General features: G+C 67.2%; 16 protein-coding genes. 7 read left to right on the forward strand and 9 right to left on the reverse strand.

Annotated elements, in window-relative coordinates; genetic code table 11:
* Positions 1-53: 53 nt before the first annotated feature.
* The 4 genes from AC3A3J_RS12630 to AC3A3J_RS12645 are packed head-to-tail and all read left to right on the forward strand — an operon-like array spanning position 54 to position 4,831.
* Entirely contained in the window at positions 54-1,286 is a 1,233-nt protein-coding gene (locus AC3A3J_RS12630) for a glycosyltransferase family protein (RefSeq protein WP_487672603.1), read from the forward strand.
* Between the two features lie 28 nt (positions 1,287-1,314).
* Positions 1,315-2,445, forward strand: a complete 1,131-nt coding sequence (locus tag AC3A3J_RS12635; protein ID WP_487672604.1) for a glycosyltransferase — start codon at positions 1,315-1,317, stop codon at positions 2,443-2,445.
* A 5-nt stretch (positions 2,446-2,450) separates the two neighbouring features.
* Entirely contained in the window at positions 2,451-3,608 is a 1,158-nt protein-coding gene (locus AC3A3J_RS12640) for a glycosyltransferase family 4 protein (RefSeq protein WP_487673109.1), read from the forward strand.
* Positions 3,605-4,831, forward strand: coding sequence for a glycosyltransferase (locus AC3A3J_RS12645; protein ID WP_487672605.1), 1,227 nt, complete (start codon positions 3,605-3,607; stop codon positions 4,829-4,831). The genes AC3A3J_RS12640 and AC3A3J_RS12645 overlap by 4 nt, the downstream gene beginning before the upstream one ends.
* Here AC3A3J_RS12645 and AC3A3J_RS12650 read toward each other — a convergent pair.
* Positions 4,817-5,569: an acyltransferase family protein gene (locus AC3A3J_RS12650; protein ID WP_487672606.1), complete on the reverse strand. Its 753-nt coding sequence runs from the start codon at positions 5,567-5,569 to the stop codon at positions 4,817-4,819. The two genes, AC3A3J_RS12645 and AC3A3J_RS12650, sit on opposite strands and share 15 nt — an antisense overlap.
* Positions 5,515-5,862: an acyltransferase family protein gene (locus tag AC3A3J_RS12655; protein WP_487672607.1), complete on the reverse strand. Its 348-nt coding sequence runs from the start codon at positions 5,860-5,862 to the stop codon at positions 5,515-5,517. Before AC3A3J_RS12655 ends, AC3A3J_RS12650 begins: the two co-directional genes overlap by 55 nt.
* A 186-nt stretch (positions 5,863-6,048) precedes the next feature.
* On the opposite strand from AC3A3J_RS12655, the gene AC3A3J_RS12660 reads away from it, so the two are divergent.
* On the forward strand, positions 6,049-7,131 hold the full coding sequence (locus AC3A3J_RS12660; protein WP_487672608.1) for a glycosyltransferase family 2 protein: 1,083 nt from the start codon (positions 6,049-6,051) through the stop codon (positions 7,129-7,131).
* A 22-nt stretch (positions 7,132-7,153) separates the two neighbouring features.
* Here AC3A3J_RS12660 and AC3A3J_RS12665 read toward each other — a convergent pair whose 3' ends face one another.
* The 4 genes from AC3A3J_RS12665 to AC3A3J_RS12680 are packed head-to-tail and all read right to left on the reverse strand — an operon-like array spanning position 7,154 to position 11,642.
* Positions 7,154-8,947 carry an ABC transporter ATP-binding protein gene (locus AC3A3J_RS12665; protein WP_487672609.1) on the reverse strand — a complete coding sequence of 598 codons (1,794 nt, stop codon included), beginning with the start codon at positions 8,945-8,947 and terminating at the stop codon, positions 7,154-7,156.
* 3 nt (positions 8,948-8,950) lie between these two features.
* Positions 8,951-9,937, reverse strand: a complete 987-nt coding sequence (locus AC3A3J_RS12670) for a Gfo/Idh/MocA family oxidoreductase (RefSeq protein WP_487672610.1) — start codon at positions 9,935-9,937, stop codon at positions 8,951-8,953.
* Positions 9,937-11,034 carry a DegT/DnrJ/EryC1/StrS family aminotransferase gene (locus AC3A3J_RS12675; RefSeq protein WP_487672611.1) on the reverse strand — a complete coding sequence of 366 codons (1,098 nt, stop codon included), beginning with the start codon at positions 11,032-11,034 and terminating at the stop codon, positions 9,937-9,939. The genes AC3A3J_RS12670 and AC3A3J_RS12675 overlap by 1 nt, the downstream gene beginning before the upstream one ends.
* Positions 11,031-11,642: an acyltransferase gene (locus AC3A3J_RS12680; protein WP_487672612.1), complete on the reverse strand. Its 612-nt coding sequence runs from the start codon at positions 11,640-11,642 to the stop codon at positions 11,031-11,033. Before AC3A3J_RS12680 ends, AC3A3J_RS12675 begins: the two co-directional genes overlap by 4 nt.
* A gap of 80 nt (positions 11,643-11,722) precedes the next feature.
* Between AC3A3J_RS12680 and AC3A3J_RS12685 the strand changes: the two genes are divergently transcribed.
* Positions 11,723-12,409 (forward strand): glycosyltransferase family 2 protein, encoded by a 687-nt coding sequence (locus AC3A3J_RS12685; protein ID WP_487672613.1) that lies wholly within the window; start codon positions 11,723-11,725, stop codon positions 12,407-12,409.
* A gap of 5 nt (positions 12,410-12,414) precedes the next feature.
* On the forward strand, positions 12,415-12,813 hold the full coding sequence (locus tag AC3A3J_RS12690) for a DUF2304 family protein (protein WP_487672614.1): 399 nt from the start codon (positions 12,415-12,417) through the stop codon (positions 12,811-12,813).
* Here AC3A3J_RS12690 and AC3A3J_RS12695 read toward each other — a convergent pair.
* The 3 genes from AC3A3J_RS12695 to AC3A3J_RS12705 are packed head-to-tail and all read right to left on the reverse strand — an operon-like array spanning position 12,810 to position 16,377.
* Positions 12,810-14,744 carry a DUF6541 family protein gene (locus tag AC3A3J_RS12695; protein ID WP_487672615.1) on the reverse strand — a complete coding sequence of 645 codons (1,935 nt, stop codon included), beginning with the start codon at positions 14,742-14,744 and terminating at the stop codon, positions 12,810-12,812. The two genes, AC3A3J_RS12690 and AC3A3J_RS12695, sit on opposite strands and share 4 nt — an antisense overlap.
* A complete protein-coding gene (locus tag AC3A3J_RS12700) occupies positions 14,741-15,478 on the reverse strand; it encodes an ABC transporter ATP-binding protein (RefSeq protein WP_487672616.1) in 738 nt (245 codons plus the stop codon). The genes AC3A3J_RS12695 and AC3A3J_RS12700 overlap by 4 nt, the downstream gene beginning before the upstream one ends.
* Positions 15,475-16,377, reverse strand: a complete 903-nt coding sequence (locus AC3A3J_RS12705) for an ABC transporter permease (RefSeq protein WP_487672617.1) — start codon at positions 16,375-16,377, stop codon at positions 15,475-15,477. Before AC3A3J_RS12705 ends, AC3A3J_RS12700 begins: the two co-directional genes overlap by 4 nt.
* Positions 16,378-16,452: the final 75 nt, after the last annotated feature.

Below are 16,452 nucleotides of genomic sequence, written 5' to 3' on the forward strand. Positions count from 1 at the left end.
CGTCGATAGACTGGCGGTATGACGGCTGCCCGAATCGAACCCCTCGAGCAGTCGTGAACCGCAACCGTCTGCCGGCGTGGATCAACGCCCTCATCGACCGTATCGCCGACGCGCCGATGAGTCCCGTGGGGCGGCTGGCCGCGCGGCGACTCGGCAAGCCGGAACCCCGCGGTACCGTGCCGGCGACCACCTTCGACAATCGTCCCGTGCGCGTGCTCATCGCTCCGGTCAATTACTCGGGCCAGGGGCGCTCGTGGGCACACGCTCTCGAGTCCCGGCATCCGGACGTCTCCGCGCGCAATATGGCGGTGGACGTGCCCGGCGGATTCTCGTTCGACGCGGACCTCGTCGTGCCGGTGGCCACCTATCACAACGATCCGGACTGGCAGGCCCGCCAGTTCGATGCCGCGGTCTCCGCGACGCACGTGCTGATCGAGGCGGAGGAGCCGCCGTTCGGGCGGATGGCAGGCCGGTCCGTCCGCGCGCAGGCCGAGGCGCTCGTCGAACGCGGCGTGAACGTCGCATTCATGGCGCACGGCACGGACGTCCGTCTGCCCTCCCGCCACCTGGCCGCGAACCCGTGGTCCCACTACGCCGACCCCGCCATCTACCTCGCTCGCGCCGAGGTGCTGGCCGAACGGAACATCCGGCTCCTCCGTGAGAGCGGCGCGACGGTCTTCGTCTCCACGCCCGACCTCCTGGAGGACGTGCCGTGGGCGCACTGGTGCCCCCTCGTCGTCGATCCCGAACGCTGGGCCGTCACGCGTCCGATGCGGCGCAGTGGCCCTCTGCGTGTGGCTCACGCGCCCTCCGTCTCCGCGGTCAAAGGCACGGCACTGATCATGCCGACGCTCGAGAGACTCGCCGTAGAAGGGCTGATCGACCTGCGTCTCATCCAGGGTGTGCCCAGCGCCGAGATGCCCGCGGTGTTCGCCGACGCGGACGTGGTGATCGATCAGGTCCGCATCGGCTCCTATGGCGTCGCGGCCTGTGAAGCAATGGCCGCCGGCTGCGTGGTGGTGGGTCATGTGTCGGAACGCGTGCGTGCTCACGTCGCGACCGGCGCAGGCATGCCGCTCCCCATCGTCGAGTCCGATCCTCCCTCGATGGAACGCACGATCCGTGACCTCGCCGCCCGGTCCGACCTCGCCGAGGTCAGCGCGGCCGGCGTCGAGTTCGTGCGGCGCGTCCATGACGGGCGGCTGTCCGCATCCGTGCTGACGGACGCGTGGATCGCTCCGACCTCGCCCGAGAACAGAGAGGATCCCCGTGCATCCCGTCCTTGAGTCCGTGTGGAGACGTATCCCCAAGACAGTGCAGGATGCGATCGCCTCGGGCGTCGACCGGGCGCGAGGCGTCACCCCTCCCCCGCCTCCGTTGCCCGATGCCACCCGCCCGCAGCGACTGCTCATCGGTCCGGTGAACTACGCCGGACAGGGGTATCGGTGGTCGAGAGCGGTCGAGACGACAGGCACGGTATCCGCTCGCAATTTCGTCCATACCGAGAACAACGTGCTGCAGTACCCGGCCGATTACACCGTCGACTGGCGCACGACCGAGCATTCGCGCCGGTGGCAGCGAGCCATGGCCGAGACCATCGCCTCCCAGTACACCCACGTGCTGGTCGAGGCCTGCGTGCCGGTGCTCGGCGGCATGTTCTCGGGGGATCTCGCGCGGCAGACGGCGCTGATGCAGAAGGGGGGAACCTCCGTCGGGTTCATCGGGCACGGAACCGACGTCCGCCTTCCGTCGACGCACGTCGAATCCACCCCGTGGTCGCACTTCATCGAGAGCGACGAGTGGGTCGCCGCCGAGAAGGTGGAGGCCGTCGTCGCGGAGAACCTTCGCGTGATCTCCGAGGCCGGCCTCCCCACGTTCGTCTCGACCGCCGGCCTCTTGGTCGACCTGCCCCAGGCGCATTTCCTCGGAGTGGTCATCGATCCCGCACGCTGGGCGAACGACGCACCCCTTCTCGAGGCGGACGTGCCGCGAGTCGTGCACGCTCCGACGAATCCGCACGTCAAGGGAACCCCGTTGATCGTGCCGATCGCGCAGCGGCTCCACGACGAAGGTCTGATCCACTTCACGCAGCTGGATCGAATTCCGAACGAACAGATGCCGGCGGTGCTGCGCTCAGCGGACATCGTGCTCGACCAGTTCCGTGTCGGCGACTACGGGGTCGCAGCGTGCGAGACGATGGCGGCCGGACGTCTCGTTCTCGCGCACGTGACGGCACAGGTGCGCACCGAGGTGGAGAGCCACGCGGGGATGCCCCTGCCGGTCGTGGAGGCGACGCCGGACACTCTCGAGCACGTCCTCCGCGATATCGCCGCACGACGGGATCACTATCGCGCTCTGGCTCGAACGGGCCCCGAATTCGTCGACCGGCTGCACGACGGGACATTCTCCCGCGACGTGCTGCTCCGTCACTTCTTCGAACGGTGACCCGTATGCGCATCGCGATCGTCTCCCGCATCTACCGCCCCGAGCCCTCCGCGGCCTCCCTCTTCCTGGGAGCCGTGGCCGACGAGCTCATCGCTCGCGGCGACGACGTGACCGTGCTCACGGCCCGCCTTCCCCGACGCATCCCGGCGGAACCCTCCGTCGAGGAGGTCCGCACCTTCCCCGTCGTCCGTGATCGTCAGGGCTACGTGCGCGGCTACATCCCGTACCTGAGCTTCGACGTGCCCCTCGCGTTCCGCCTCCTCTTCCTGAAGCGACCGGATGTCGTACTCATGGAGCCACCGCCCACGACCGGCGTGGTGGTCAGAGTCATCTGCGCGCTGCGCCGGATCCCCTACGTCTACGACGCCGCCGATGTCTGGTCGGATGCTGCGGACCAGGCCACCGGGTCCTCTCTGGTGATCCGGGTTCTGCGGACCATGGAGCGCTTCGGGATGCGCGGGGCCGAGAGGCTCGTCGCGATCTCGCAGGGCGTGGTCGATCGAGCGCGGGAACTGGGAGTGCGGCGTCCGATCGCGATCACGGGCTTCGGCGCTGACACGAGCGCCTTCGTCCCCGATGCGCGGGTGCCGATCCGTCCCGTCTTCGTGTATGCCGGCAGCTACTCCCCGTGGCACGGCGCCGAGGCACTCGTCGAGGCCTTCGCGCTGTTCCGCACCGATCACCCGGGCTTCACCCTCCGCTTCATCGGGAACGGCAGCGAGCGGGAGACGATCGAGGAGCGCGCCCGTGCGGTCGGGGTCGAGGAGGACATCGAGTTCCTCGAGGCGGTGCCCGCCGCCGAACTCCTCCCCCACCTCAACGAGGCCGTCGCCAGCCTCGCGACGCTGCGCCCGAACACCGGGTACGAATACGCGTTCACCACGAAGGCGTACTCCTCCCTGGCCGCCGGATGTCCGGTGCTGTTCGCCGGCCCGGGGCCCACGGCGCGCTTCATCGCCGAAGCCAATCGTCATGTCCGCGCGGGTATCGCCTGTGAATACGACGCAGCCCAGATCGCCGAAGCGATGTCCCGCCTCGCCGCGCATCCTCTTTCGGCGTCGGAGCGTGCCGCCCTGGGTACGTGGACGGCAGACGAGCATTCCCTGGCCGCTGTCGCCCGTCGAGTGGCCGATAACATCCATTCGGCGGGGGGCCGGTCGTGAGCTCGCTCTCCGAACTCGCCTCCTGGCTGGTGCGCCGCAGGTCATCGTTCCCCGGGTGGATGAACAGAATCATCGATGCTCCCGCGCGCAACCCGGATGGACTGATCGGGCGTGTGGCGTTTCGCGTGCTCGGCGGCGGCGACGCCCCGAACAGCGTGGCCCCGGAGACACCCATACGGGTGTACATCGCCCCGACGAACTACTCCGGTCAAGGATTTCTCTGGGCACGGGCCCTCGAAGCGTGTGATCCATCGGTCGGCGCGCGCAACATGGCCATCGACATCCCGGGGGGCTTCGCCTTCTCCGCTGATGTCTCCGTCCCTATCGCGGTGAACAGCGCCTCCGACTCGTGGCAACGTGCCGAGTGGGCGGCTGTCCAAGGCTTCACCCATGTGCTCATCGAGGCGGAGCGTCCGATCTTCGGTCGTCTCTTCGCCCGCGACACGGCGGCGGAGGTGCGAGCGCTCGAGGCATCCGGCATCTCTGTCGCCTTCATGGGCCATGGCACCGACGTGCGCAACCCCCGTGCGCACGCTGCCCTCACGCCCTGGTCGCCGTACCCGGAGGATCCTCGCACGGATTTGCTGCAATCGGATGCCGACGCGAACCTCGCGCTCCTGAAGGAACTGCGGCGTCCCACCTTCGTCTCGACTCCCGATCTTCTGCTGGACGTGCCGTGGGCCACGTGGTGCCCCGTCGTGGTCGACTCCGTCCGCTTCCGGACGCAGACGCCGGTGCTCGAGCGGCCGCGGGCGCGGGTGATCCACGCGTCCAGTTCGGCGGTGCAGAAGGGCAGCCATCACATCGCTCCCGCGCTGGATCCCCTCATCACTTCGGGGCAGCTGGATTATGCCCTCATCTCGGGGGTGAGTTCTGACCGCATGCCGGCCGCGATCGCGGAGGCCGACATCGTGCTCGACCAGTTCCGACTCGGCTCCTACGGAGTGGCCGCGTGCGAGGCGATGGCCGCAGGGCGCGTGGTGGTCGGGCATGTCCTTCCGGCCGTGCGCGAGCGTATCGCGCAGGAGACCGGCATGTCGCTGCCGATCGTGGAGGCCACCCCGGACACCCTGCGCGGGGTCGTCGAGAACCTCCTGGTCGACCGGGAACGCGCGCGCGCTCTCGCGGCCGCCGGCCCGGTCTACGTCGCGGCGGTGCACTCGGGAGCGCGCAGCGCCCGCGCGCTCATCGACGGCTGGATCGACGGATCACACGACTCCTGACGTCACCGGCCGCTCGGCCTCTCGCTTGTCCTTCCACCGCCGCATCCGCCGTTCGAGCGGTCTCTCGACGAACGAGTGGAGCGCCCATGCTCCGGCGATGCAGGGGACGAGCAGAACGACGAACCAAAGGAGATTCGACCAGGAAGCGTCCTGGAAACCGAACAGCCGCAGCGCCGTGTAGATCACGGTGGCGTGGATGAGGTAGAAGGCGAAGGACCACTCGCCCAGCTTCACCTGCCAGCGCGTGGCGAAGAACACCCGGCGGCCGTTGAGCGACGCAGAGGCGAGCGCGACGATCGCGAGGGCGCAGGCGACGGTGAAGAGCTCGTTGGCGAACGTCGCGATGTGACCCACGGATGGCAGAGCTCCTGCAAACCGCACGCTCGCCAGGATGGTGAGGATCGCGACAGCCATTGCACCGACGCCCACGAGGGGATGCAGGCGAGGGCGCCACCCGTTGCGCATCGCCCAGGCGAGCGCCATGCCGAGCACGAACTCCGGAAGCCGCTGCACGGGAAGCGGAACGAGCGGAAGCCAAGAGTCGGGGGCCACGGCGACGCCGGCACGATACGCGAAGGCGCAAGCGATCACGCCGCCCGCGAGGAGAAGCGCGCCTCGTTTCGTCAGCGGCGTGAGCACGCGCGAGATCCACGGGTGCAGGGCGTAGAAGAACGCTTCGCATGTCAACGTCCAGGCGGCGGGGTTTCCGGAGAAGAGATGGCGGGGTTCGACCACCACGCCTGCAGGAGGACAAGGGAAAGCGCGAAGATGCCCAGGTCAAAGGGTTTCAGGAAGCTGCCCGGGGGGATCGCCGCGAAGCTGTAGAAGACCGGAACGGCGAGGAGCAGGGCGACGATGTGCGACGGCCAGATTCGAGCGAAGCGCCGCCAGTAGAAAGTCGACGTCGTGATGCGCGGTCGCAGCGACCAGGTGAGGACGAACCCGGAGAGCACGAAGAAGAAGGTGACTCCGAAGTAGCCGTAGGAGAAGAGCTGCGCCAACACACCGGGCACCGGTGCGAACACCAGCATGTGGTAGAAGAACACGAGGAAGGCGGCCCACCATCGCAGGCCCGTGAGCGCATCCAGTCGTGCCGTCGGCTCAGCGAGTACGTTTCGTGCGGGCAACGGCATACGACCTCGGTCCGAGTGAAATGACAATATTCACGGATACCGGGCGCACGGGATCCGTTGTTCATCGCCGATAGAATTCGACGGATGGACAGCCCGCAGATCGACCTCATCATCCCCGTGCACTCGCCGACGCGTCCGATCCACCGCGCGGTGAGCTCTGTCCTGGACGGCACGCGCGTCCCTGTGCGCGTCACCGTCGTCGCCCACAACATCGACCCCGACGTGATTCGTCACAACCTCGGTGATCTCCTGCAGGACCCACGCTGCCGGCTGCTGCCCTACGCCGACGGCATCGCCTCTCCGGCCGGGCCCATGAATTTCGGTATCGACAGCGCCACCGCGCCGTTGATCGCCGTCATGGGTTCGGACGACCACCTCGCCGCCGGCGCCCTGGACTCCTGGTGGCAGATCCACCGAGAGACGGGCGCGTCGACGGTGCTGGCCCGCATCCAGATCACCGGTCGCGGATACGATCCTTACCCGCCCGTCCGCAACGGCCGTCGATCACGACGACTGGACGCTCGGAAAGATCGCCTCGCCTACCGGAGTGCGCCGCTGGGACTCATCGACCGCGCACGTTTCGCCGACCTCCGCTTCACGGAGGGCCTTCCCTCCGGCGAGGATCTCGCCTACTCGGCGACGCTGTGGTTCACGGGGCACGACATCGCCTACGACCGTTCGGGGCCGGCTTATGTGGTGAACGACGATGCGACGGACCGGGTGACCTTCTCCGCGCGAACGGTCGCGCAGGACTTCGCGTTCCTCGACGCGATCGAAGCGACGTCGTGGTTCCCCTCCCTCCCTCGAAAGGAACGAGAGGCCCTCGCGGTGAAGATTCTGCGCGTGCACTTCTTCGACGCGGTGCTCGCCCGGGTGAGATCGGAAGAGGGCATCGCTGGCCACCGCGCGGACCTCGAGGGCGTGATCCGCCGCCTCGACCGTATGGCGCCGGGCGTGCTGCGTCTCCTCGCACGCGTCGACCGTCAGGTGATCGACGAGATCCAGGGCGCGGCGCCAGACGCCGCGCGCATTCTCGGACTTCTCGATGCGCGTTGGAACTACCGCACCGTGGGTGCGCTCCTCCCGCGCAATCCGTTCGTCGCACTGCACCGGCAAGCCCCGCTGCGCACCCTGTACGCGGGCCTTCGCGCCATGAGCGCCGGCTGAGCGAACCCCGGCTCGCGGTCGTTCAGTCGAGGTCCTTGGCGAGACCCGCGAGGACGACCTGTTCGGCGAACGCCGGCAGAGTGCCGGCGACCTCGAGGAACGTCCCGGATGCGGCGATCACTCCCTCATCGACGTAGCAGATCCGGTCGTAGTCCTTGATGGTCGAGAGCCGGTGAGCCACCGAGATCAGCGTGACCTCGCCCTGCAGAGCGCGGATGGACTTGGTCACCTCGTCCTCCGTCTTCGTGTCCAGCGAGCTGGTCGCCTCATCGAGCACGAGCACGAGCGGATCGGTGTACAAAGCGCGAGCGATGCCGAGCCGCTGCTGCTGTCCTCCCGAGAGCGAGACTCCCCGCTCTCCGATACGTTCGTGGATTCCGCCTGCCCGGGAGTGAATCAGCGACCCCAGCTGTGCGCGCTCGAGCGCGTGCTTGACCTTCTCCTCGTCGACCTCGTCGCTCCAGGTCAGTGCCACGTTCTGAGCGATCGTGCCGTCGAAGAGCGCCACACGCTGGGGCACGTACCCCACGCGGCCCCGCCACTGCCGCAGGACGCTGTCGAGGGGTTGACCGTCGATCGTGATCTCGCCTGCCGAGGCCTGACTCAGACCCAGCAAGAGGTCGATCAGCGTCGACTTGCCCGCCCCGGACGGACCGACGATGCCGAGCGAGCTCCCGAGAGGAATCGCCAGCGACATGCCGCGGATGACCTCATCGGTCGCGTTCGGATAGCGGAAGCGCACAGACTCGAGCCGGAGTTCACGCGGGTTAGGGGCCAGCACCGCGGTGTCCTCGGGGGCGCGCGACGTCTCCATGTCCTTCTCCGCAGACATGAGGTCACCGATGACGTCGAGAGCGGACGGCGTACTCGCCACCGCCTGGACGATACCGCCCTGGATGCCGGTGATCGCCGGGATCAGACGGAACCCCGTGGCGGCGAACAGTGCGACGGAAGACAGCGCCGCCGTCAGGCCACCCTGCCAGAACGAGAACCCGCCGATCAGGATGACGCCGCCGATCAACGCGGCCTCGAATGCGAAGCCGGGGACGATACCCAGGAAGGACCCGTTCGCGCGCGCTCGGACGGAACGACTGCGGTTATTGGTGACGAGGTCCGACACCTCCGACAGCCGGTTGCGCAGGCTCAACTCCTTGAGCGCCTCCATCATCTCAGTCATGAGGATCGCGACGCGGTAGCTGTAGGTCAGATTGACCTGCGCGGCCTCGAGCGACCGCTTGGTGACGACCTGGTGAACCACGAGCGCCACGAGTCCGAGGTACACGAACGCGATGATCGCCGTCCACGGGTCTGCGACCAGCAGCACCACGATGATGAGCACGAAGGTGAAGATCATGCTGGGGACCCGCATGAGCGGGAGCAGGAAGCCGGCCATCGTGTTCGCGATGCCGGCGTCGGCGATGCGGGTGATCTCTGCGACGGAACGCTTCGAGCGCTCCTCCCAGCTCGAGTTGATGTACGCCTTGAACATCCGGTCGCCGATTTCCAGCTCGTACTTCGCGAACCTCCGGGTGGCGAACCAGTGCAGGGTAACCGACAGGACCGACTTCAGGATGATCAGCACGCACGCACCGAGGGCGAGCAGCGGCATCATCTCGGCGGAGACCTCGCCGATGATCGGAAGCGACAGGGTGCCGCCGGAGAGCGCGGGACCAATGATCAGCGCGAGCAACGACATCGCGACGACGTCCAGCGCGGTGATCACCGTCGTCGCCACCATGTAGCCGGCGAAGTACCGTCGCGCCCCCTCGGGCAGCAGCGGGAGAAGATCCCGAAGAACGGGCCAGATGCGTTTCATCGCTCAGAGCGCCGTGGGAACACCGGTCTCTGCCGAGACCACTGCACCTTCCACGACGGCGAGGGTGTGGAGGCCCTGCTCCATCGTCACGACGTCGCTGGGCTTGCCGAGCACCGCGTCTCGGAATGCCTCGTGCTCCACGCGGAGCGGCTCGCGCTTCGCGATCGCATAGCGCGTGATGTTGCCTTCCGAGACTCCTCGGAACGAAGAGATAGACTCCCACTCCAGCGGGATCACGCCGTTCGCGTAGAAGGTGAGGTCGCCGGTCGCCGTGTCGGCGATGAACGTTCCCCGGTCGCCGGTCACGACGGTGACGCGCTCCTTCATCGGGCTCAGCCAGTTGACGAGGTGGTTCACGATCACGCCGTTGGCCAGGCGACCCGTCACGGTGATCATGTCTTCGAACTCGCGTCCGCTGCGGTGCGCCGTCTGTGCGAACACGGTGGCGTAGTCGCTCTGGGCGACCCAGCTGGTGAGGTCGATGTCGTGCGACGCGAGATCCTTCGCCACTCCGACGTCCGCGATCCGCGCCGGGAAGGTGCTCTGGCGGCGGGTGGCGATCTGGAACACATCTCCGAGCTCGCCGGCCTCCAGCCGACGACGCATCTCCTGCAGGGCCGGGTTAAAGCGCTCGACGTGGCCGACGGCACCCACCAGCCCGCGCGAAGCGAACGCGTCGGTCATTCGACGACCGGCTTCCACGCTGTGGGCAATGGGCTTCTCCACGAGCGTGTGCACACCGGCATCCGCCAGCTTCAGTGCGGCGTCCTCGTGGAAGCGCGTCGGCACCGCGACGACCGCGATGTCGATACCGGCGCCGATGAGAGCATCGATGTCGGGGAGGATCTCGAGGTTGCCCGACACCCCGTGCGGGTCGCCCCCGGGATCGGCGATGGCGACCAACTCGATGCCCTCGACATCACGCAGCACGCGGGCATGATGACGACCCATCATGCCGACTCCGAGCAGACCGGCGCGCAGAGCCGCCATCAGGCGCCCGCTCCCGCGACGGCGTTGACCGCAGTGACGATCCGCTCGAGGTCGTCGCCGCTGAGCGACGGGTGCACGGGGAGCGACACGACCTCGCGCGCAGCTCGCTCGGTCTCCGGGAGATCGAGTCCGGGGGCGAAGTGCGTCAGCGACGGCAGCCGGTGATTGGGGATCGGGTAATACACGCCGGAACCGACGTTGTACTCGCTCTTCAGCGCTGCGACGAAACCGTCGCGGTCCTCCGGAACGCGGATCGTGTACTGGTGGTACACGTGCACCGCCCCCTCCGCAACGGGCGGGATCACGACGCCGCGCAGGTTCGCGTCGAGGAAAGCGGCGTTCTCCTGGCGGGTGCGCGTCCACGCGCCGACCTTCGTCAGCTGCACACGGCCGATCGCGGCGTGGATGTCGGTCATCCGCGCGTTGAACCCGATGACCTCGTTCTCATACTGGCGCTCCATACCCTGATTGCGGAGCAGCTTCACGCGGCGAGCGATCTCGTCGGTCGCCGTGGTGACCATGCCGCCCTCACCGCTCGTCATGTTCTTCGTCGGGTAGAGGCTGAACATCGCGAACTCGCCGAATGAGCCCACCGGTCGGCCGTCGAGCGAGGCGCCGTGCGCCTGTGCGGCGTCCTCATACAGCGCCACGCCGCGTTCTGCAGCGAGGGCTTCGAGCTCGCGCATGCGCGCCGGGTGCCCGTACAGGTGGACGGGCAGGATGCCTTTGGTCTTCGGCGTGATCGCGGCCGCGACGGCCTCGGGGTCGAGCGAGAACGTCTCCGGCTCGATGTCCACGAAGACCGGCGTGCCGCCCGTCAACGCCACCGAATTGCCGGTCGCCGCGAACGTGAACGACGGAACGATGACCTCATCACCGGCGCCGACACCTGCCGCAAGCAGACCCAGGTGAAGGCCCGCGGTGCCCGAGTTGACGGCCACAGAAGGGCGCCCGGGCACGAAATGCGCCGAGAACTCCTGCTCGAACGCCGCGACCTCGGGGCCCTGCGCGACCATACCGCTGCGCAGGACACGGTCGACGGCCTCGCGCTCCTCGTCTCCGATGATGGGCTTTGCGGGGGGAATGAACTCGCTCACACGGTCTCCTTGGTCAGTTTTCCGTCGGTTTCGATGTACTGGTCACCCGTCGTCGGGCAGACCCAGGTGCCGTCGTGCTCACCGGGTGTCAGAGGCACACCAGATTCTCCGACCCATCCGATGCGCCGAGCCGGCACACCTGCCACCAGAGCGTAAGCCGGAACGTCCTTGACCACGACCGCTCCTGCGGCGACCGTCGCCCACTCGCCGATCGTTACCGGCGCGACGCACGTGGCGCGCGCGCCGATCGCCGCGCCCCGCTCGATGGTGACGCCGACAGGCTCCCAGTCGTGCGCGCTCTTGATCGTGCCGTCTGCGTTGATGGCACGGGGATAGGTGTCGTTGGTGAGTACGACGGCGGGGCCGATGAAGACGCCGTCTCCGAGTTTCGCGGGCTCATAGACCAGTGCGTAGTTCTGCACCTTGCAGTTGTCGCCCATCTCCACGCCCGTGCCGATGTAGGCGCCGCGGCCGATGATGCAGTTCTCCCCCAGGCGAGCCTCCTCGCGCACCTGAGCCAGATGCCAGACCGAGCTTCCGGCTCCGATCGTCGCGTCGGGGGACACATCTGCAGAATCGACGATCCGAGCACCGGTCGATGAACCCATACGGAAGACTCCTCGGGACAGACAATGGGGATTCCCTCATCCTATCTGTTCCCCGTCGCAATTCCTGAGAGGATGGATCGGTGACCACCCCCCGCATTCCCGACCCCCACACGTGGGTCGTCGTTCCGCTGTACAACGAGGCCTCGGTGATCGGCGACGTGATCGAGGGGCTGCTGCCGTCCTTCCCGCACGTCGTCTGCATCGATGACGGCTCCACGGACGGGTCGGCCGACGCCGCGCGAAGGGCGGGCGCGCACGTCATCGAGCATCCGATCAACCTCGGGCAGGGTGCCGCATTGCAGACCGGGATCGAGTTCGCTCTGTCCCGCCCCGAGTGCGAGTACATCGTTACTTTCGACGCCGACGGCCAGCATCGTGTCGAGGACGCCGTCGACATGGTGGCCGCCGCACGCCGCAACAACGCGGCCATCGTCTTCGGGTCGCGCTTCCTCGACGACCGCACCAACCCCGGCTGGATGAAGCGGGTCGTCCTCAAGACGGCGGTCTGGGTCACCAACCTCACGACCAGCGTGAAACTCACCGACGCGCACAACGGCCTGCGCGTCATCCGCCGCGACGCGGCTTCGGCCATCCAGCTCAAGCAGGACCGCATGGCTCACGCCACCGAGATCGTGCTGCAGCTCGGTCACACCGGCCTCCCGTGGATCGAACACCCCGTCGAACTGCTCTATACCGACTACTCCAAATCGAAGGGCCAATCGGTGCTCAACTCCGTCAACATCCTCGTCGACCTGGTCGTGCGGTGAACGCGATGTGGATCCAGATTCTCCTCATCGCCGGCGTCGTCGCGATCGGCGCGTTCTTCATGCGCCGCACGGGCGCCGACAACCACCTCGCGATCCGTCGACTGCTGTTCGGCGTCTTCGTGGTCGCCGCGGTCCTGTCGATCATGTTCCCGCAGTGGCTCACGTGGGTGGCCAACCTCATCGGGGTCGGCCGTGGGACGGACCTGCTGCTCTATGCGCTGATCCTCATGTTCCTCGTGTTCGTCTACACGCAGTCGCGACGGAACGCGGCGGATCAGCGGCGCCTGACCCTCCTCGCTCGCAAGCTCGCGTTGCTGCAGGCCACCACCGGCGCGGAGCCCCCGGCGGAGAGCTCAGGTCTCGGGAAACACCCCGAGGGATCGACGGGCCCTGTCGCCGACTAGCGGCAGGCGTCGATCCTCCAGAGACTGACCTCCCCTTCGGAGGCCACCTCCTCGAAACCCTCCCGGCCGTCGAAGTCGGTCATCCCCGGCATGAGGTATTCGCCCGGTCGCTCGCCTCCGATCCCGAAGTCGAGCACATACTCGGGACTGCCGAAGGCAGCCAGTGCCTCGCAGACGGCGGGATCCTCGGCGGCGTCGCGCAACCCCTCCGCCAAGGTGTTCCAGGCCTCCGACTGCGGCGGCGACCAGGTTCGCGGGATGACCTCGGTACGGGCGAGCGAGTAGGCGAATCCGGCACCTGTCGAAGGGTTCGCGATGACGACCGCGTCCGACGGCACGAGTTCGGGAAGACGCTCCAGAAGCGCGTATTCGTCGAGGGAGAGATAGCTCTCCTCATCGAGGGCGTACCGCGACTCGGAGTCGGTCTCCGCCCCCACACGAAGCAGGATGACCGGGGCCACAGCGACGGAGATCAGACCGGCAGACCCCGCGACGACGATCGCCAGCCAGGACAGGACGACCTCCCGTCCGCGTGTCAGCCGCCACGAACGCGACACCATCCAGCGGATCGCTGCCGCGAGACCGATCGCGGCGACAGGCACCACGATCACGGGCACGACGGCGGCGAGGCGGAACGAATCGCCGTACCACGGCCCGGTCAGGGCCCGCTTGATGATCGGGAGGTCGGTGGCGACGCTGACGACGTACAGGAGCGAGACGGCGGCCCATGCCGCCACCAGCCACAGCAACCTGCGGTCGCGGAGCGCCGTGATCAGACCGACGACGAGAAGCGCGCTCAGGATCGGAGCAGCGGGCAGCTGCGAGTGACTGTTGAGGAGAACATCGCCCACGGCTTCGAGAGGAGTGCGGTACGCCCTCCACAGCACCGGCCCGGCCAGTCGCGCCAGCGCCAGCCAGAAGCCCGCCAGGACGATCCATCCCGCGGCGACCACGATAACGTACGGCCATCGGGGCCGTCGGTCGGCGCGGAAGGCCCACCCCGTTCCCCAGAGCATGACGAGCAGGCCCCAGACGAGCACGGAGGAGGGCTGCGCGAGCGTGAGCCCAACGAGACCGACGGCGACGACGATCGCGGCGCTCATCGACTCCCGCACGGGTCGGGCACCCGGTGTCGACTCGGACCATCGACGCTGGACGAGGAGGACCCCCGCGAACACGGACGGGAGCACGGCCAGCGACATCGCGTAGGGATAGAGAACCCCCCACTCGAACATCAGCTGCGGGAAGGCGAGGTGACCCGCGGACAGGGTGGCGGCCAGAGCCGCGACGGATGCCCGTCCGACCAGAACTCGGGTCATGAACGCGACGCTCAGGGGCCACACCAGAGCGGCGATGACGAGTGCGACCATGTTGGCGGCCGTGGGGATCAGCTCCAGATTCACCGCGACGAGCGACGTGACGGCGTGCCATGCAGCCGGATAGAACGACTGCGCGCCGATCATCCCGGTGACATCCAAGGAGGATGCCGACCCCGTCTCGGCGATCCACCGCAACGCATTCAGATGGAAGACCGCGTCGTTGGTCTGTGAGATCGCGTCGGGGCGCCCTACGTAGGTGAGCAAGCGCGCTGCGTTCAGCGCGCCGCCCACTGTAAGGCCTCCGGCGATGAGAAGGACGTCGGGTCGGGGGGAGCGCCCATGGGCCCTCCGGTCCCGGAATCCTCCGATCAGAGTGGCGATCGCCGCGGCGATGACCACTCCGATTCCTGCGCTCAGATGTCCCCACCGAACCCCGAGGATCGGGTAGATCACGGCGAGCATGGCGAGCACACCGATCGAGAGCCCGGGAGCCGAGGCCCAGAGGGCGAGACGCCGCAACCTCAGGGCAGCCCCGAGGAGCAGGCCCGGCAGGAAGACGACGACGACTGCGAGGGCGAAGACGTGACCCTCCGCGATCCAGTCCAGGATCATTCGGCCACCAGTGACATCGCGCCTTCGACGGGCCCGTCGTAGACGAGCTCACCTCTGTTGATCACCACGCCGCGGGTGCACAGCTCTCGAACCATCGCCATGTCATGGCTGACGACCACGAGCGTCTTGTCTTGCGCGATGAGTTCTTGGAACTTCAGGCGGCATTTCTCGCGGAAGGGCGCATCACCCACCGAGAGGATTTCGTCGACGAGAAGGACGTCCAGTCGGACGTGGATCGCGACCGAGAAGGCGAGGCGCATGAACATCCCGGAGGAGTAGTGCTTGACCTCCTGATCGATGAATTCCCCGATCTCGCTGAACGCGACGATCTCGTCGTAGAGGGCCTCGACTTCCTTCCGTTGCATTCCGAGGATGGCCGCGTTGAGGAAGACGTTCTCGCGTCCGGACAACTCGGGATGGAAGCCGGCCCCGACCTCGATGAGGCCCGCGACTCGCCCGCGGGTCAGCACTTGGCCGACGTCCGGCTCCATCACTCCGGAGATGAGCTTGAGCAGAGTGGACTTGCCCGAACCATTGAAGCCGAGGATGGCGACGGATTCGCCCTCGTTGATTACCAGATCCAGGCCTTTGAGCGCTTCGAACGTGCTGGTGGTCTTGCGACGGCGGATCCAGGAGACCACGGTGTCTTTGAGGGACATCGCGTGGTTCAGCGTGAAGTTCTTCCGCACGCCGTCGATGATGATGCTCGGGCGCTCGGTGACGGCGGTGTTCATAGGTCTTGTGCGAACCTTCCCTCGAGACGTCGGAAGACGAACTGCCCCACGACGAGCGTCCCCACGGCGATCAGCGCCGCCCACAGGGTGTTCAGCGCGAGATCGGGCGGCAGCGGTATGGTCGCCGAGGTGACCGGCCGCCAGAAGGCGTAGTGGAAGAGTTCCACGCCCTGGGTGATCGGATTGAGCAGGTAGAGCTCGACCAGCCAGTCCGGCCATCCGAGCTTGTCCACCGCGTCCTGGACCATCGTCCAGGCGTAGAGCACCGGCGAGGCCCAGGTCGCGAGCAGAAGCAGCAGCTCGACGATGTTCTCCGCGTCCCGGAATCGCACGTTCACGGCGCCGAAGAAGAGGCCGAGCCCGAGGGCGAAGATCGAGACGATGATCATCGCGACCAGAGCCGCCCCGATCCCCAGAAGCGTCACGCTGGGGATCCATCCGAGGAAGAGGCAGACGATCACGAGGAGGGCGAGCTGTGGAAGGAAGTGGATGAGAGCGACGAAGACCGCGGAGATCGCGAACAGCTGTCGCGGCAGATAGACCTTGCGAACGAGGGGCGCATTGCCCACGATCGATGTCGTCGCGTTCTTGAAGGCCTCCGAGAAGAGGTTGATCACCACGATGCCGGAGAAGAGGTAGATCGGGTAGCTCTGGATGTCCCTGTTCAGGCTGAGGAACAGCCCCAGAACGATCCAGAACACGAGGAACTGTGCTCCGGGCCGCACGTAGGACCAGGTCCATCCGAGCACGGAGTTCCGGTAGCGCGTGGCCACACCCGTCCTCACTAGGAGGAACAGCAGATAGCGCCAGCGCACCACGTCGATGAGGCCGCGGCTCTTGCCCGGCACGTCGAAGTCGGAACGCGGGACGACGGCGAAAAGATCTCGGGTATCTGTCACTGGCCCACTCACTCAGCTGCGGTGGCGGTCGCCACGGCACATCTCAGTATCTTATTCCACCGTCCCTGAACCCGT

This window comes from Microbacterium sp. Soil_N32 (assembly GCF_057655505.1).